Source organism: Ectobacillus sp. OTK (assembly GCF_059698935.1).
In genome coordinates this window covers 1,848,160-1,863,056 of record NZ_AP048547.1, presented here as the reverse complement: position 1 = coordinate 1,863,056, position 14,897 = coordinate 1,848,160, and the positions used below count along the sequence as shown (strand labels likewise).

General features: G+C 42.8%; 11 protein-coding genes. 3 read left to right on the top strand and 8 right to left on the bottom strand.

Going from position 1 to position 14,897, the window contains the following annotated elements; all coding sequences use genetic code 11:
• Nucleotides 1-3 precede the first annotated feature (3 nt).
• Nucleotides 4-1,848 (top strand): hypothetical protein, encoded by a 1,845-nt coding sequence (locus AC6HZ4_RS09030; RefSeq protein ID WP_497494647.1) that lies wholly within the window; start codon nt 4-6, stop codon nt 1,846-1,848.
• 133 nt (nt 1,849-1,981) lie between these two features.
• Here AC6HZ4_RS09030 and AC6HZ4_RS09025 read toward each other — a convergent pair.
• The 6 genes from AC6HZ4_RS09025 to AC6HZ4_RS09000 form a co-directional block, all read right to left on the bottom strand.
• Nucleotides 1,982-3,330 (bottom strand): IS3 family transposase gene (locus tag AC6HZ4_RS09025; protein ID WP_497494646.1). Its coding sequence is split into 2 segments (ribosomal slippage): nt 1,982-2,874 and nt 2,874-3,330, totalling 1,350 coding nucleotides; the frame shifts between segments, so codons are not numbered across the junction.
• Between the two features lie 187 nt (nt 3,331-3,517).
• Nucleotides 3,518-4,729 carry an MFS transporter gene (locus tag AC6HZ4_RS09020; protein ID WP_497494645.1) on the bottom strand — a complete coding sequence of 404 codons (1,212 nt, stop codon included), beginning with the start codon at nt 4,727-4,729 and terminating at the stop codon, nt 3,518-3,520.
• Between the two features lie 66 nt (nt 4,730-4,795).
• Nucleotides 4,796-5,395 (bottom strand): TetR/AcrR family transcriptional regulator, encoded by a 600-nt coding sequence (locus AC6HZ4_RS09015; RefSeq protein ID WP_497494643.1) that lies wholly within the window; start codon nt 5,393-5,395, stop codon nt 4,796-4,798.
• Nucleotides 5,396-5,624: 229 nt separating this feature from the next.
• Nucleotides 5,625-9,860: a DUF5057 domain-containing protein gene (locus AC6HZ4_RS09010; protein ID WP_497494642.1), complete on the bottom strand. Its 4,236-nt coding sequence runs from the start codon at nt 9,858-9,860 to the stop codon at nt 5,625-5,627.
• Nucleotides 9,861-9,877: 17 nt separating this feature from the next.
• Complete coding sequence (locus AC6HZ4_RS09005; protein ID WP_497494641.1) at nt 9,878-10,732, bottom strand: ankyrin repeat domain-containing protein; 855 nt, start codon at nt 10,730-10,732, stop codon at nt 9,878-9,880.
• A 97-nt stretch (nt 10,733-10,829) separates the two neighbouring features.
• A complete protein-coding gene (locus AC6HZ4_RS09000) occupies nt 10,830-11,585 on the bottom strand; it encodes a prepilin peptidase (RefSeq protein ID WP_497494640.1) in 756 nt (251 codons plus the stop codon).
• Nucleotides 11,586-12,427: 842 nt separating this feature from the next.
• On the opposite strand from AC6HZ4_RS09000, the gene AC6HZ4_RS08995 reads away from it, so the two are divergent.
• Nucleotides 12,428-12,757: a hypothetical protein gene (locus AC6HZ4_RS08995; protein ID WP_497494639.1), complete on the top strand. Its 330-nt coding sequence runs from the start codon at nt 12,428-12,430 to the stop codon at nt 12,755-12,757.
• Complete coding sequence (locus tag AC6HZ4_RS08990) at nt 12,754-13,266, top strand: hypothetical protein (RefSeq protein ID WP_497494638.1); 513 nt, start codon at nt 12,754-12,756, stop codon at nt 13,264-13,266. The genes AC6HZ4_RS08995 and AC6HZ4_RS08990 overlap by 4 nt, the downstream gene beginning before the upstream one ends.
• Nucleotides 13,267-13,282: 16 nt before the next feature.
• Here AC6HZ4_RS08990 and AC6HZ4_RS08985 read toward each other — a convergent pair whose 3' ends face one another.
• Both AC6HZ4_RS08985 and AC6HZ4_RS08980 read right to left on the bottom strand, forming a co-directional pair.
• A complete protein-coding gene (locus AC6HZ4_RS08985) occupies nt 13,283-14,173 on the bottom strand; it encodes an SDR family oxidoreductase (protein ID WP_497494637.1) in 891 nt (296 codons plus the stop codon).
• 272 nt (nt 14,174-14,445) lie between these two features.
• Nucleotides 14,446-14,784, bottom strand: coding sequence for a VOC family protein (locus tag AC6HZ4_RS08980; RefSeq protein ID WP_497494636.1), 339 nt, complete (start codon nt 14,782-14,784; stop codon nt 14,446-14,448).
• Nucleotides 14,785-14,897: the final 113 nt, after the last annotated feature.

The following is a 14,897-nucleotide window of genomic DNA, read 5'->3' as shown; positions in this document are numbered from 1 at the left end:
AGAATGAAAAACGAACGTGGTTCTACGTTAGTACTCGTATTGCTTGTTAGCACCGTTCTTTTAACCGTCTCTTTAACTATTTTTTCATTAACGATTGGCGGAACAAAACGAACGGAAATTCGTAAACAAGATGTGATGAAAACACAAAGTTCCATTGAAATGATGAATCGAGCCATATCAGATTTCCAGCAGGCTGTTCAAGAACTGCCAAATACTGTGCAGCTAGACGATAGCTTAGAGAGCGGCTTATACGAGGCAAAGCTAGAAAGCATTCGATCACAACTGCAATCAAACTATACATCAACCGATGGAGCTGTGCTGACGATCACGAACAATACAAAAGAGCGGCTTGGCTTCTCCTCGGCTGACTATACAAGAAAATATTTCACACGATCGTATGAATTTGCTGTGCAATATAAGAAAGGAAACAATAACAGTCCGGAATTTACAAAGATTACAAAGCGAAATGTATATATATCACCAACCCCGAGCTTCCTTCAATATGCAGTTGGATCCGAAAATACATTATATTTAAATGGGGCGTCTGATATAGTAGGGAATGTATATGCCGATACCATGTACACCGGAAATGTGGCAAAGTACGTAAATGAGCTCACCGCTGATACAAATACGTATACTTACAGCCAAGCAAAAACGTTGTATCCGTCCATTCAGGGAAATGTGGTGATCGATAAGGAATTGCGCATATTGGATAACAAAGCGGAAGAGGATGCGTCTCCCATTAAGACATTTAATAAATACACACTCTCTTTGCAAAAACGGCAAAGCTTTCTTCCTTATTTTTATACAAAGGAGGAAAAAAGTGAACAGCTTCCTATTATTCGGAAATCGTATGATCCATTTGTATCGGTGGACTTCGCAAAAACCTTTGTTGACAAGCTGAACAGCCTGGAATTAGATGGAAAGAACCTGCATCTGGAAAAGGAGGATATACAAGCAATCGACTTCGGGAATACAATAGCAGCCCAAATGCTTGCTTTAACAGGAGGGCCTTCCTTAGAAGCAGGTGTTCCTATCTTTAACAATAGTAACCACTCTGTTTCTATCATCGAGAAGCATGTAAATCCAGGAGACCTTTCAAATGATTTTACTCTTGGCTCGTATGCATCGAAAAGCGTCATTCTCGTCACGGATTTACCAGGTACGGCTTCCTTAGCAACGAATGATGCATTTATTATTAACAGCAATTTGAAAATGAAGCCGGACCAATGGCTTGTTGTCAACGGAAACTTAGAAATTTACAGCAATGGACAGCCTATTTCTGTGCAAGGAAATATACTAGTTATGGGTGACATCACCATTCATGGTAACGCGTTGAACTTCGGTCATGAACAAGATAATATTTCTTTTTATTCCTCCATTTATACAACAGGAAAAGCAAAGATTTACAGCACAAACATTACAGGAATTGATGAAAAGCAGCTTGTGCTATTATCTCAGGGTGATTTGCTTATTACACGTATTAACGAGTTTGAACGGACGGACAGCAGCATTCGTCCGATGGATGCCTTTTTCTACACAGAGCAAAATGCAGAACTGTACGGCGTTGGGTCCCTTTTTAAAATTCACGGCGGCATCTTCGCAAAACAAAAGCTAACAATCAATGCCATCCGACAAACGAACGTCCCAGCTCCGTTAGTGAATATCGCCTCTGATCAAACAGCGCGTTCCATTGAGCTTTCTATCGACCCGAGAGAGATTCAAAAAACGGCGCAGTCCCGCTTTGTTGTTGAATACGATAAATCCGTTATTTTAGATCAGCTTGATGCGCTTCCGCGCGTGAATACGCTGCAAGTTCTGGTTGATGATTATACGATTGGCAATTAGGAAAAGCGTATACGCTCCGCTCTGTTTGCAAAGAGGGCAGCATTCAAAAGGTTTTCATATCCCAGTGGAAAACAAAGTTGTCTATGAAAAAATCCTGAACTTTGAACTGAACCCAAAAAGTTAGACATGAATATTAGGCAGCTTCTTGGGCCTGAGTCCGGTATTGAACCGGGCTCAGGCCTTTTAATTTTGCCTTAATTCGTTTGTGGTTGTAATAGTGAATGTAGTTCTCTAATTCCTTCTTGAAATGCTCCATACTCTCAAACTCTTTGAGGTATAGTAACTCACTCTTTAATAAGCCAAAGAAATTCTCTATGACTGCGTTATCTAAACAATTGCCCTTACGGGACATACTTTGTCTAATTCCTCGTTCTTTCAATGCATGTTGATACGATTTCATCTGATAATGCCAACCCTGATCGGAATGAAGGATGAGGGAATCGCCATCTTGTACTCGTTCAAGGGCCTGGTCCAACATCTTTGAAACGAGTGGATACACAGGACGCTTTTCTAAGTTATACGCAATAATCTCACCGTTATAGAGATCGAGAATAGGTGACAAATACAGCTTTTGGCCATGTAAATGGAATTCCGTCACATCTGTTACCCACTTCTCATTTAGCTTTGTCGCGTTGAAATTGCGCTCTAATAGGTTTGGCGCAATCTCGCCTACCTTCCCACGGTAAGAGCGGTACTTCTTCATACGGACAAGACATTGTAAGCCCATCTCATTCATCAGGCGACGGACAGTTTTATGGTTATTTACATAGCCTCGATTGTGTAGTTCCAAGGTGATACGACGATAGCCGTACCGGCCTTGATGTTCCTCGAAAATCTGTTGGATAACTTCCCTCACTTCGCTGTGTTTATCTTGTCTACCCATTTGTTTGATCCAGTAATAATACGTACTACGCGCGATGCCAGCGACTTTTACTAAGTCAATGACTTTCCATTGATGCCTTAACTCATAAATTACTTGCGCTTTGTCCTGTTCTGTGATGTTTCCTTTTCTTGAATTAAGGCATGTAACTTTTTTAAATATGCATTCTCCATACGTAATCGCTCATTCTCAGCTCGTAATGCTTCTTCTGATCCTTCTACTGGTTGGTTCTTCTTAGACTTTTTGTTCATGATCGGACGCTCCTTTACTTTTGGTTGTAGAGCGTCCACCCCCTTTTCTTCTACCAGCCTCTTCCACTGTAGAATCGTTGATGGGGAAGGGATATTATATACAGCCGCTGTTTGGTTGAGGGACGCTCCAAATTCGTTCATGTAATTGAGTACGTCCATTTTAAAATGAATATCATACTTTGTATAGCTTGAAACTAAACCTTCCTTGCCATGTTCTCTATAATGTGCAACCCAGGTCTGTAATGGTTTAAGACCTACACGGAATCGTTTCGCAATTTTTTGAAAGGATTCTGATCCATCTAAGTACGCCAGAACTGCTTTTAATTTTAATTCAAATGAATATTTGGTCATAGAAAAACTGCACCTCCAATTGTTAGTTGTCATTGTGTCTAACAATTGGGGTGCAGTTCAACTTTCGGGATTTTTTCATAGAACTATCTTTTCTTGGTATGTTAAATCTAGATTAGGCTCGCATAGCGAACACAGTCTAGGCCAGGTTGATTTCTAATATAGGACTTTATCCCTCCTGACAATCAACTTATAAGCCCGGAGACTGTCGTTTTCCTTCTTGCAGCTCCATCCGGGAAATTGTTAAGACAGATAAGGCAATGCAAACAGAGGAGATAATAAATACTGAGATGAGCGAGGAGAAGCTCATAAGGATACCTGATAAAGCAGTGCCAAGAAGCATTGTTGCCATAAAGACTGGCATAATAGTTCCATTTACCCGGCCGACTAGATGCTCTGGCACAAGCTTGATCATGAAGGTGCCCACAACAATATTTACAACAGCGAGAAAAGCTCCGCTCAGAAATCTCATTGTGCTGGTGAGCCAAAGGCTAGTGGAAAACACCTCTATTATTGTTGCGATTGCCAAAAATAGAGTTCCCCCCATTAAAATAGTTTTTGGATGCAGTTTAGTTGCAAATATGGCAGCTACTCCGCCTGCAAGCAAACCAATCCCCGCAGCAACTGAAAGATATTGCACTGCTTCCTTTTCTAATCCTAACCTCTCTGTAATCAGAAATACTTCTAGTGGCTGCACAAGGCCTGAAGCGAAGCCAATGATAGAAAAAGCACATGTCAAGAAATAGAGATCTCGGGTATAAAACACATAATGCCAGCCTTCTCTTATATCTTGCAGCAGCGCCCCCTCTGTTCTTGTTTTATCTCCTTGCTCCTCCCATGCCGGTAGAAAGGCTAACACACACGCAGATAGAAGAAAAGCCGCTGTTAAGCTGTAGAGGGAGGAGGACAGCCCTAGCTTTGTGTACAAAAGCGTGCCAATCATCGGTCCGAAAATCAAAAATAAGGACTGCAGACTCTGTGTAATTCCTATTGCGGCAGCGATATGCTGTTCAGGCAGATGACGTTTTAATAGGCGGGAAGAAGAGGGTTGGGAAAATTGACTGACCACAGCTGCTATAAAGGCTGCCGCAAATACTGCTTGCCAATAATCGAAGCTGATGAGCAAAAGAATGAGGAGAATAGACAATGCGCTTAGCACATCTCCGGCAATCATCGTCTTCTTTGGATTCCATCTATCAGCGAGAGCCCCGCCGATGAAAGAAAACAGAAAAATTGGCACATATTCGGCGAATGTCAAAATGGATACAGCGACCGGGTCCTCATTGGTCTGCTCCATAACGAAGAACAGCAATGCCATATTTCTCACCCAAATTGCAAGGTTCTGCAGCAGGTCAGAGGCCGTGATAAGTAAGAACGTCTGATTTCTCCATAATAAATTCATTTCTAATCCCCCTTAATAAACTGACTGTTCGGTCTAAAAAATTCTAAAAAGAAAGGCTGATTACCATCAGTCCCTTCTTACACTGATACCAAACAGCAAAATGTCCATTGCTTTCTTGTAGAGCCGCTTAATTTCTGTAATATCCTTCTCATAATACAAAGTACCAAGACCGCCAAGCAGGCCGTTTAGGATATACATCAGGTCGTTTGCATTTTCCTTTTGAAATTCGCCGCTTTCCATCCCTTCCTGAAGTAATTCCTCGTATAAATGATATTGTGATTGCGTTAAAGTAAGGATTTCCTGCATAACCTCCTCACTGATCACCTGGCCGCTGATAAACTCATCCACCGTTTTCATCAGCGGATTCTCAAAATCCTCAGCGAAGTGCTCAGCTATAGCATACAGCTGTTCTGTGCTAGTAGCATACCGCTTTTTTTTCTCATACCAATTGTCTCGCCACTCATTTAGATTGAGCTTGATTAGATGCAGAAACAGATCTTCCTTACTTTTAAAGTAGTAATAAATACTGCCTTTGCTTCGTCCTGTAACTTCACATATGTCCTCCATTGAGGTGGCCGCATAGCCTTTAGAGGCAAACAGTTCTTTTGCCTGCATCACAATATCCTTCTTGATTTGCTCTGCATCTTTTCTTCGTTTCACTTCCATAGTCATTTGCCCCTTCTATTAAACCGACTGTACGGTTTAATATTAGCCGTTTTTTTATAACAATTCAAGGTAATTCTGCGGATTTTTACCATAAAAATCTTAGAGACAGTAGCTAAAGCTTGTTACGTTTACTGCTTTGCAATTGATGAATTTATTTTTCAACAAACTGGAAAAAGAACGATGCATCGGCATCGTTCTTTTTCATTATAAGGAGACAAATGGAGAGACTTTACCAACGGAACAAAGGGGCGTCTCCCTTATTCGGAAGCTGTGCTCCTCCTTGCTCTGTTACATAAATAACAATGCTGGCTGTTTTCCCACCATCCTCCGAGACAGCTGTAACGGTTGCATAGCCTTTCGCTTTCCCTTGGATCACGCCGCTGTTATTTACAACAACAAAACGCGGGTCGTTCGAAGACCAGGAAACACGCTGATTGGTAGCTGCCGCAGGAAGAAAAACGAGCAGCGATGATAAATCAAATGTATCTCCAACCGAGATGGTTTTGCTCGTATTTGTGAAGGAAATCCCTGTCACCGGCACATGATTCGCATTCACCATTACCGATACATCCGCTGTTTTACCGCTGCCGTCCTGTGCCGTCACCGTAACAATTACCGGCTCTGTTGTTGGCCTTATAGCGGAAAAGAGGCCGTCTTCACTCACCGTAACAGGCGAGAGTGGATTTGGAGTCTTTAAAGCCCAGCGGAGCGGTACATTGCTAAGCTCTTCCGGTTCAATGGCAATCTTAAAGTACGTCTTAGCGCTGCGAGTTTCCCCCTCCATCAATACCAAATTATTTGGAGTAACCTCGAGCTTTGATACGTACGGTACAACTGTAATTTTTGTTTGACGCACAATTGGCTGTTTATTGTAGTCATATCCTGTTACCTGCACGGTCGTTGTTCCCGGCTTCAGGGCAGTGACTTGCGCGTTCGGCTTCGCCGGAGAGTTTTCCAGATTTTGATCTACTGTAACAATGGAGCTGTCCCCGACCTTCCATTCGAGCGTTTGCTTCGCGCTTATAGGCGTGACAACCAGATCTAGTGACTTCGTGTCTCCAACCTTCATTTGCAGTTCTTCTATCATTTCAATATTCGAAACAGGCTGGCGCACCGTCACAATCGTTGCAGCCTCACGCACCGTACCAAAAATATCTTGTACAGATACGGATACCTTCGCGTTCCCCGGTGCTAACGGCGTAATAATTCCGGCGCTCGGATCTACGGATACAACAGCTTGTCCCGTCTCAGCGGACCATTTTACTGATTGAATGATTCCTTGCTCCTCTGCATCTGCAGGATTATACGACATCAACACGTTTTGCGGGCCGCTATCGATATTTAACTCTATAGACGAAGGAATGCTGACAGACTGCAAGCCTTTTTTGGCTGTTATGAGCAAATCCTCAAATTTCAGCACTTGGTTTTGTCCGTCAATACCTTGGAATGAGACAGAAGAACGATCCAACGAATATTGTCCCTTCTCCTGAGGGGTTACCTTGATGGAAAAGGAGTAACCCGGAGCTTCATATAAGCCTGAGGCATTTTGTTTGTATATGAAGCTGCCAATATTTCCTGTCACAATCGTTTCACCGCTTGTATTCACTTCTTTCTTGAAAGAACCGTTATCTGGCACCTGCACATCCAATCCTTTTGGGAATGTTTCTTTAAATACCATGTTATTTAAAGAAAACGAGTAATCCTGCACAAATTCCAGAAAAGTAATACTATCCTCATTTACGCGAAATCTAGCAAATCGCGTAAATAAGCTGCTTGTTTGGTCGTAAATCGGAAGCGTGAGGACAACTCCAGGAACAGCATGAATATAATCCTCTAGCGCATTTTTGTAACGGCCGTAGGCGTTCGCATCTGAATTTATAATCCCATTGCCAGAGTTAAGGTCGCTAACGGATACAGTATTTGGATGCCCGTCCATCATATCATTTTCGATGGAATCGCTAAATTTTAACGTTTGTACGATGCTTGCTTTGACAAAGGCGTTGACAAGCTGATGAACGGATGGATTTTTGGAACCTTTTATCGAAACAACTGGGTCCCCTGGTTGTAAATTGTTCACAATAGATTCATAGACTGCAAGCGGACGAATTCCGCTTGCCTTCACGTATTGCTGTGAACTTCCGTTTAAGCCGCCCGGGTCAATACTCTCTGGCTGGATTGAATATTGAATGGATAGAGGACTGCCAACTGGGACAACAGACGCTTCACTTAGCTTTCTTGTTACTGCGACATGCGCATCTGCATGCTTGACTGAAATAGTAAACTCTTTGGTCGTTTTCGCCCCGCTTACATCGCTGGCCTCAATTCGAATGACTGCTTGCCCGCCGCTTGGCAGCGAGTGTTCAATTGCTTTTGTAAGAACAGTGCCGCTCGCAGCCTGATTATTTTCATACACGAGCGCATTATTGCAATACACCTGTACCTGCAGCGTTCGGTCCTTTGCATCTACATCCTCCGCTTGAAATACAAGATTGATGTTTTGATTACTGAACACTGTATCTGCTTCAGAAGGAGAATGGACCGTAATGGACGGAGCATGGTTCGCACCGGAAAAGGCGCGGTAAAGCGTATTTATAAACAGCTTCTTTTCCTCCTCTGTAAATCCGCTGCTTAGATGTCCTGCTCCTGTATACGTAATGTTTTTTCGTGAGTAAATATAAAAATGGTTATAGCTGTCATTGCTGTCAAGGGCATCATTATTTGCGTCACTATCGTTGTCTGTGGCCATTAGGTTATACCACGGAATAACTTCAGGATCATCCAAATCAAGCGCAAAATATTGCGAGTGTGTTACCGCTACGGGCACGTTTGTCGGAAGGGAATTCGGATACATCGTCAGCAAGCCTTCATTTATACGCTTCGTATTGGCGGCCGTTACTACATTTCCCTGCCCAAGGTTTGTTTCTAGAAAGTACTTCCCTGGTGTTTTCAGCTTATTTGTTATTGCTTTCGTTGCGTAGTCTCCCATTACTCCGATCTCGTACGTTTGTCCGGCTGGCTCCATCAAGTGTTCAAACCAATTGTTTTGATTCGGCTCCTTTAGCAGAGTTTGATGCGTGCCGCTCGTTGCCATTCTGTCTCTGCGCAGTGTATCGTGGGTCATCAAAACGCTTTGCCCGGTTTCTATAAACTTGTCTAACGCAGCAATGGCAGCGTTGTTGGTTAGCTTCATAGATCCGTATTCATCCTTAAATCCAAACACAACCATGTTATAATACCCCTTACTTAAGTCACGATAGCAAGGAATATAAGAGTTAATAGAGGTATTATAGCTGCACAGTCCGTCATTTTTTCCTGAATCCGTCTCAAAATTCACTTTGTTTACAACATCGACTGTGATTTTATAATCCGCCGTATCGATGCTTGCCGCTTTATAGGCGATACCGGCTGGATTTAAAGTCGATTTATACCCAGGCATCGTTTGCAAAATATCTGTTAGCGAGCCTGTTAAAGCAGTTGTTCCTGCTCCGTCTGAGGTAACCTGCAGCACACGAAGGTTTACCTTTTCTCCTTGGAATTGAAACACTCCTGTTTGATAGTCCTTAAAATTCCGCTGGTCTGTTACTTCAAGCTTCCAAATGCGAACTCCTGATAATCCGCGCGGCAGCTTATACTGCATTGTGTACCCATTGCTGGCGGCAAGGTTTTGAACAGGGCTGGAATACACCCGTTCTCCGGGCTCAAACTTATTATTAAAGTTGCTGTCTATATAAAGATTGGCAGTTAACGTATCAGGTGCTGCGTGGGACACTTGAAACGTAAATGAAACGGTGTCTCCTGCTTTGTATATGGTGTTTCCTGAAGAGCCCGTATATTTGCTTGGGGATGCGGTTATATTGATGTGCGGACGCATTACTTTCAGACCGCTTAAAATTTTTACAGCCTGTGCGACAGTCGTTGCCGAATACACATTGCTTTTATCTGTATATTTCATAAATGTGCTGGCGAGCACATTTTTTCGGCCTTGTATTTGTTTTTCGTTTGCCGCTTGTTGTAAGATTGCCGCATCAAACACGATCGGTAATCCCTTATTAATGTAATAGGTTTCTAGCTCATTCGCCTTTAGAAGCGTCAAATCATTCATAACCGTTTGCGTTTTATGAGATTGTGCTCTTCCAGCATTATTTGTCAGCCAATTCCCTCCATTTACTGGTTCCGGATCAAGCGTAGGGAAGGCTGTTGCATACGTACCGGGGGCAATATAAATTGCATCATATTTACCGTCTATATCGTCACGTTGTGCAACAAACATTTTCATCGGCATCGTTGTGATTTTATATGCACTGCTGGAAAGCTGCCCCTTTAAAACTGAGCTATTGCTTTTATCAACAATTTCCAAAATGTGGAGTTTTCCTGAATCCTCGGCTCGTACGGAGTTTCCAAACGGAATACATGTTGTCCATAATAACAAAAGAATTAAAATTGCAGCTATCCCCCGTTTTCCCATGTGCTCTCCCTCTCTTTTTAACGTGGCTGAAGAAGGGCTGCTATATCGCTGTAACCTGCTTCCTCAGCTAATTCTCTGCATGTTTGTTGATTTTTTGTCATATGCTGCGGGTTAGCTCCAGCTTGCAGTAACGCTGCACTCATTTGGCGGAGTCCGTATGAAGCTCCGTAGCACAATGCAGTGTAGCCTTTCTCATCCTCTGCCTCAAGAGCAGCGCCATTTTGGAGTAAAATGTTAACAGCAGCTTCATCGTTTTCTTGCACAGCAACCATAAGCGGTGTGACTCCTTCTTGATTGGGAGTATTGACACTCGCCTCAGGCAGCAGTCTTTGGAGAAGCTCCAGCTGCTTTTGATAGATTGCTTCATGCACGAGTGTCCACCCTGTATTTGTCACAGCTGTTTTGTCGGCTCCATGCTGCAGGAGCCATTGTACCATCTCTGTTTTATCCTCCTGCGAGGAGACCGGCACAAGCGCCTCAAATAAAGGTGTTCTGCCTTCCTTTGTTCTCGCATTTACATCTACTTGCTTCCCTACTGCATACGCCGCCAGCTGTATATTTCCATTGCGGGCAGCCTCATGAAGAATAGTCACCCCGTCACGATCCTGCACGTTTGCTTTTGCCCCCTTCTGTAAAAGAAAAAGAGCAATGTCTTCATTTCCTGTTTTAGCAGCAAGCAGCTGGGGCGGTATGTTCTGCAAAACAGGAAGTTCATTTATATTTGTTTTTTCTGCAATAGCATGCACCGTGTGTACATCACCTTGATAAATCGCCGTATATAGCTTCTCAGCCTCGCTTTGACGCTTCTTTTCGCTGCTGCATCCCAGTAATAGTAAGCATATACATACAATTGTTCCAAGTTTGCGAATCACATTCCACCTCTGATGTGTTTTATCTATATGTTGCGTTATTATTATATTATAAAAGAGTTTTTATATATTGTCCTGCTTTTTTCGTATAGTTTAGTTCTTATAAATGAACAATCGAAAAATAATAATCCAACAACTTGGAACCGAAGAAATATGCGACAATCGTTCCTAGTGCAATAAACGGACCGAATGGGATTGGCTCTCCGCGCTTCACCAGGCCGAATATCATCCCTCCCAGCCCAAATAGGGTGCCAAAAAATGAGGCAAACAAGAAAGCAAGCAAAACGGTTTTTACGCCAAGAACAAAGCCTAGGAGACCAAAAAGCTTTACATCTCCGCCGCCCATACCGCCTTTGCTTACTATGGCGATTACAAACAACATGGAAAAAGCAACACACGCTCCCGCTATACTGTCCCACCATGGGCTAAGCGGAATAAAAAATCGTTCCACGGCAAATATGGGAAGGAAAAACAACAAAATCTTATTCGGAATTAGCATATATCGTAGATCAGATGCTACAACTGCTGCTAAGAGTGCTAATAACGTCCAAGCCACAATGGTTTCTCTATTCCATCCAAACAGCAGAAATGCGGAAACAAACAGGCAGCCGTGAATAAGCTCTAGAGCGGGGTATAAAGGAGAAATACGTACACCGCAGCCGCGGCATTTTCCTTTTTGCCATATATAAGAAAATACCGGAAGGAGCTCTGATGCTCCGAGCGTACGCAAACAGGACGGACACGCTGAGCGCGGACGAACAATAGATTGTCCTGCGGGGATACGAAGACCAACAACATTATAAAAGGAACCAAGAACGAGACCGACGGCAAACAAATACAAAATTAGACCAATCATACACACCGTCCTTTTGATTTATTTCGCGTTTCATCTAGAAATTGAGAGATTATAAAGCAACCTTTCTTTTTCATTGTATAAAATCAATGATGAAATGCAAGTGGAATTCTGGGCAGGGGGTCCTGACGGCAAAGCGCATATATTATACGCTAATACATTTTATGGAAGGGAAAACCGCAACTTCCTTACTCTAAGGACAGGTTTGATCAATAACGAAGGTTTTTGGTGATTTGAAATGATGGTTACAGCTCCTGTGTTATAGCCCGATAAACCTTTTTATTTATTGAGATTTTTTGTGATTATTCTGTTCCCTTACGTTGTAACAAGTGCATTGATATTGAATTTTCAAATCAGTTTTACATCAAACATTTGCTTATACTTAGTGTTATATATTGGTAAAGCATAGCTAATAATATGTATACGATACTATTAATTAGGCTTTTTAAAGTATAAGGTTAATTTATACCAAGGAGCTCTGTTATCGTTCGATGTTGATTTTATTGAAGTAACGGGCAGAAAAGTGGGATTCCCCCCAAAAATGGACAGGATAAGAAAAGCATTCATTGAAATTATGTTTGTTAATTTTTCTTGTAGATGCTGAATCTTATCCATAGCCGTATGCATTACAGCAATGTTGCCACTAACTAATAGAAATGATGGAAGAAACGTTTCTTTGAAAGTAGAGGAAGTGTCCGATGGCCTTGGCTTTTTTCGTTTTATTGAATGCTTCCGCAGTAGTTTCTTTTTTCAAGTACCAGCGGAGAAATCTTCATGCCCTTGAGATATTAATGTATTGGTCGGCTGCGACCATTCTCTTTCAAAACTATTCGGCGCTTTTTTTCATGAATTTTAAAACCTTTATCATACCTGATACGGCGAGCACGGAGTTATCGCACTTGTTGAACCGCATCGTGCTTTATCCGATGCTCACTTTGACGGTTTTAAATCACTACGTAGCATTGACAACTGTACGAAAAAAAGTGCTGTTCTTCTTAAGTTCTATCGTCCTTCTTGGCAGCACGGAAGGATTGGAGCATGTATGCGGTGTTCTCATTCATAATGGTTGGAAAATTTGGTGGTCGTTGTCGTTTTGGCTGCTTTACTTGCTAATCTTTCTCGGGTTTATGAAATTTTTTCGAAAGAGACTTAGAAAAGGGGATTCGTCTGCGTGAATTTCACAATTGACTGGAACGAATATTTTATAGCTCTTTGTGCGCTCGGGGGCGTATCCGCTTATTTATTGATCCGAAAGCATTTTCACCCGGTATCCAGCATCATGATTTGGATCTTTACGATTTCCATGGTTGAATTGTTTGATTATTCTTTTGCCGCCACTCCGTTTCAGTTCTACTATTGCGCAGATAACACGTCTTACGAGCCTGTAACGGGGATTCTTCAATTTTTCGTATATCCGCCCTATTCGTTTATTTTTCTGTACTTTTACGATAAGTGGAAAATTCGCGGCGGCAAGCTGATTTTATATATCTTAGGCTGGACAGGTTTTTCCGTATGGTTTGAATGGATATGTGTATTAAATGGCGTTTTTACTTATACCGGCTGGAGTTTATATTATTCGGTTCTTGTTTACCCGATTTCCGATTTGCTAATTATTAAGCTGCACCATTTTATTAATAAGCATCTTAACGATCCTTTACCCGATCCGAAGTCTGCCGTTCGTTAAGCGGTACACGCCAGGGTCATAGCCCGTAATACTCTCCTCCGTTGACATGAATGGTTTGCCCTACCGTGTAGGTGGAATCGCCGGATGCCAAATATAAATAGACGGGCGCAATTTCCACAGGCTGGGCCGTCCGTTTCATCGGAGTTGTTTCTCCGTATGAAGTATAGACTTCAGGGGGCAGCGATGCGGGAATTAACGGAGTCCACGTTCTTCCCGGAGCGACGGCATTTACCCGAATGCCTCTTTCGATAAGAGTCGCCGCCAAGGAACGGGTAAATGCACCGACCGCTCCTTTGGTTGCCGAGTAGTCAATGAATCCTTTGAAGCCTGCGTCTGCAGCTAAAGAGCTTGTATTGATGATGGCGCTTCCCGGCCTTAAGTGGGGAACAACCGCTTTGGCTAAGTAAAAGTAAGAGAACACATTCGTCCTAAATGTGCGTTCAAGCTGCTCGTCGGTAATACGTTCAAGGGTTTCTTGATAATGCAGCTCCCCCGCGTTATTGATCAATATATCGACACGCCCGAATTCGGATAATGTGAGTTCTACCGCTTCCCTGCAAAAGGCTTCCTTTCCAATGTCTCCGGCGATCGTCACGCATCTGCGGCCCAACTGCAGGATGTGTTCCTTCGTTTCCATGGCGTCCCCATGTTCATTGAGGTAGACGATGGTGATGTCCGCACCTTCCTTGGCAAACAAATAAGCGACAGCGCGCCCGATTCCGCTGTCTCCCCCAGTGATAATAGCCACCTTTTCTTGCAATTTCCCGGTTCCTATGTGCTCATGGGTTTCCGAAATCGGTCTCGGAATCATGATAGATTCGATCCCAGGCTGCCCCGGTTGATACTGGGGCGGAAACTCAACAGGGATATGTTCGCACTTCGTTTTATAACCGTAATTTGAGAACATGACCTGTTCCTCCTTTCCGGCAATGCCTATTCTAGCTTATTCCTTGGAATTCAAGTGGATGACTGTCTCGTATGAACTTATAGGGGTCCTGACGCATGCCCATCAAGACAAGGAAAAATCCTATCCCCAAAACGATAAAAATGAGTAATTTAACAAAATCTTCATCGTTTTAGGGTTATGATATCCTAACTTGATAGACATGCAGCAGCAGCCCGCTAATGCTTATTGCGAGGTACTATATTCCTCAATACAACACTTATTGTGTGCTTCATTCAATTGTGAATCTCGACGGTGAATCCGCCAGGCGCTTTAACATAAAAGGTGTAACGGTGCAGTTGTTTTGGGGGCTTTACATCAAACCCATCCTCTTTCAAATGTTGATGGATCTTGTTTACCTGCTCTTCGCTTTCCTGCGAAAAGCCTATATGAAAGGTCTTAGGGTAGCTGACCTGAGCACCTTTCGTTAAGGAGAGCAATACGCCAGCTTCATCTAGCAGTACAGCAAATGAATCTCCGTGCGTGCTCTTGGTTTGTAGACCAAAATATTTCTCCAAGAACTCTCGAGCAGCATGAACGTCAGTGACCGTGAGATTGATATGGCTTAATTTCATAGGCTGCACTTCCCCTTCTTAGTTATAATCGTCTTTCCGATATTCACTTTACGAAACCGCTCTGCCAAACTAGAAGTATAAAACAATCTAACAATTGAACTGTGATTAAAAAG

Bases quoted from the DNA above. Each gene is read 5' to 3' on its own strand.
- AC6HZ4_RS09030 (WP_497494647.1), top strand. From the start codon at position 4: ATGAAAAACGAACGTGGTTCTACGTTAGTACTCGTATTGCTTGTTAGC.
- AC6HZ4_RS09020 (WP_497494645.1), bottom strand. From the start codon at position 4,729: ATGAATTTATTATGGAGAAATCAGACGTTCTTACTTATCACGGCCTCT.
- AC6HZ4_RS09015 (WP_497494643.1), bottom strand. From the start codon at position 5,395: ATGGAAGTGAAACGAAGAAAAGATGCAGAGCAAATCAAGAAGGATATT.
- AC6HZ4_RS09010 (WP_497494642.1), bottom strand. From the start codon at position 9,860: ATGGGAAAACGGGGGATAGCTGCAATTTTAATTCTTTTGTTATTATGG.
- AC6HZ4_RS09000 (WP_497494640.1), bottom strand. From the start codon at position 11,585: ATGATTGGTCTAATTTTGTATTTGTTTGCCGTCGGTCTCGTTCTTGGT.
- AC6HZ4_RS08995 (WP_497494639.1), top strand. From the start codon at position 12,428: ATGAATTTTAAAACCTTTATCATACCTGATACGGCGAGCACGGAGTTA.
- AC6HZ4_RS08985 (WP_497494637.1), bottom strand. From the start codon at position 14,173: ATGTTCTCAAATTACGGTTATAAAACGAAGTGCGAACATATCCCTGTT.
- AC6HZ4_RS08980 (WP_497494636.1), bottom strand. From the start codon at position 14,784: ATGAAATTAAGCCATATCAATCTCACGGTCACTGACGTTCATGCTGCT.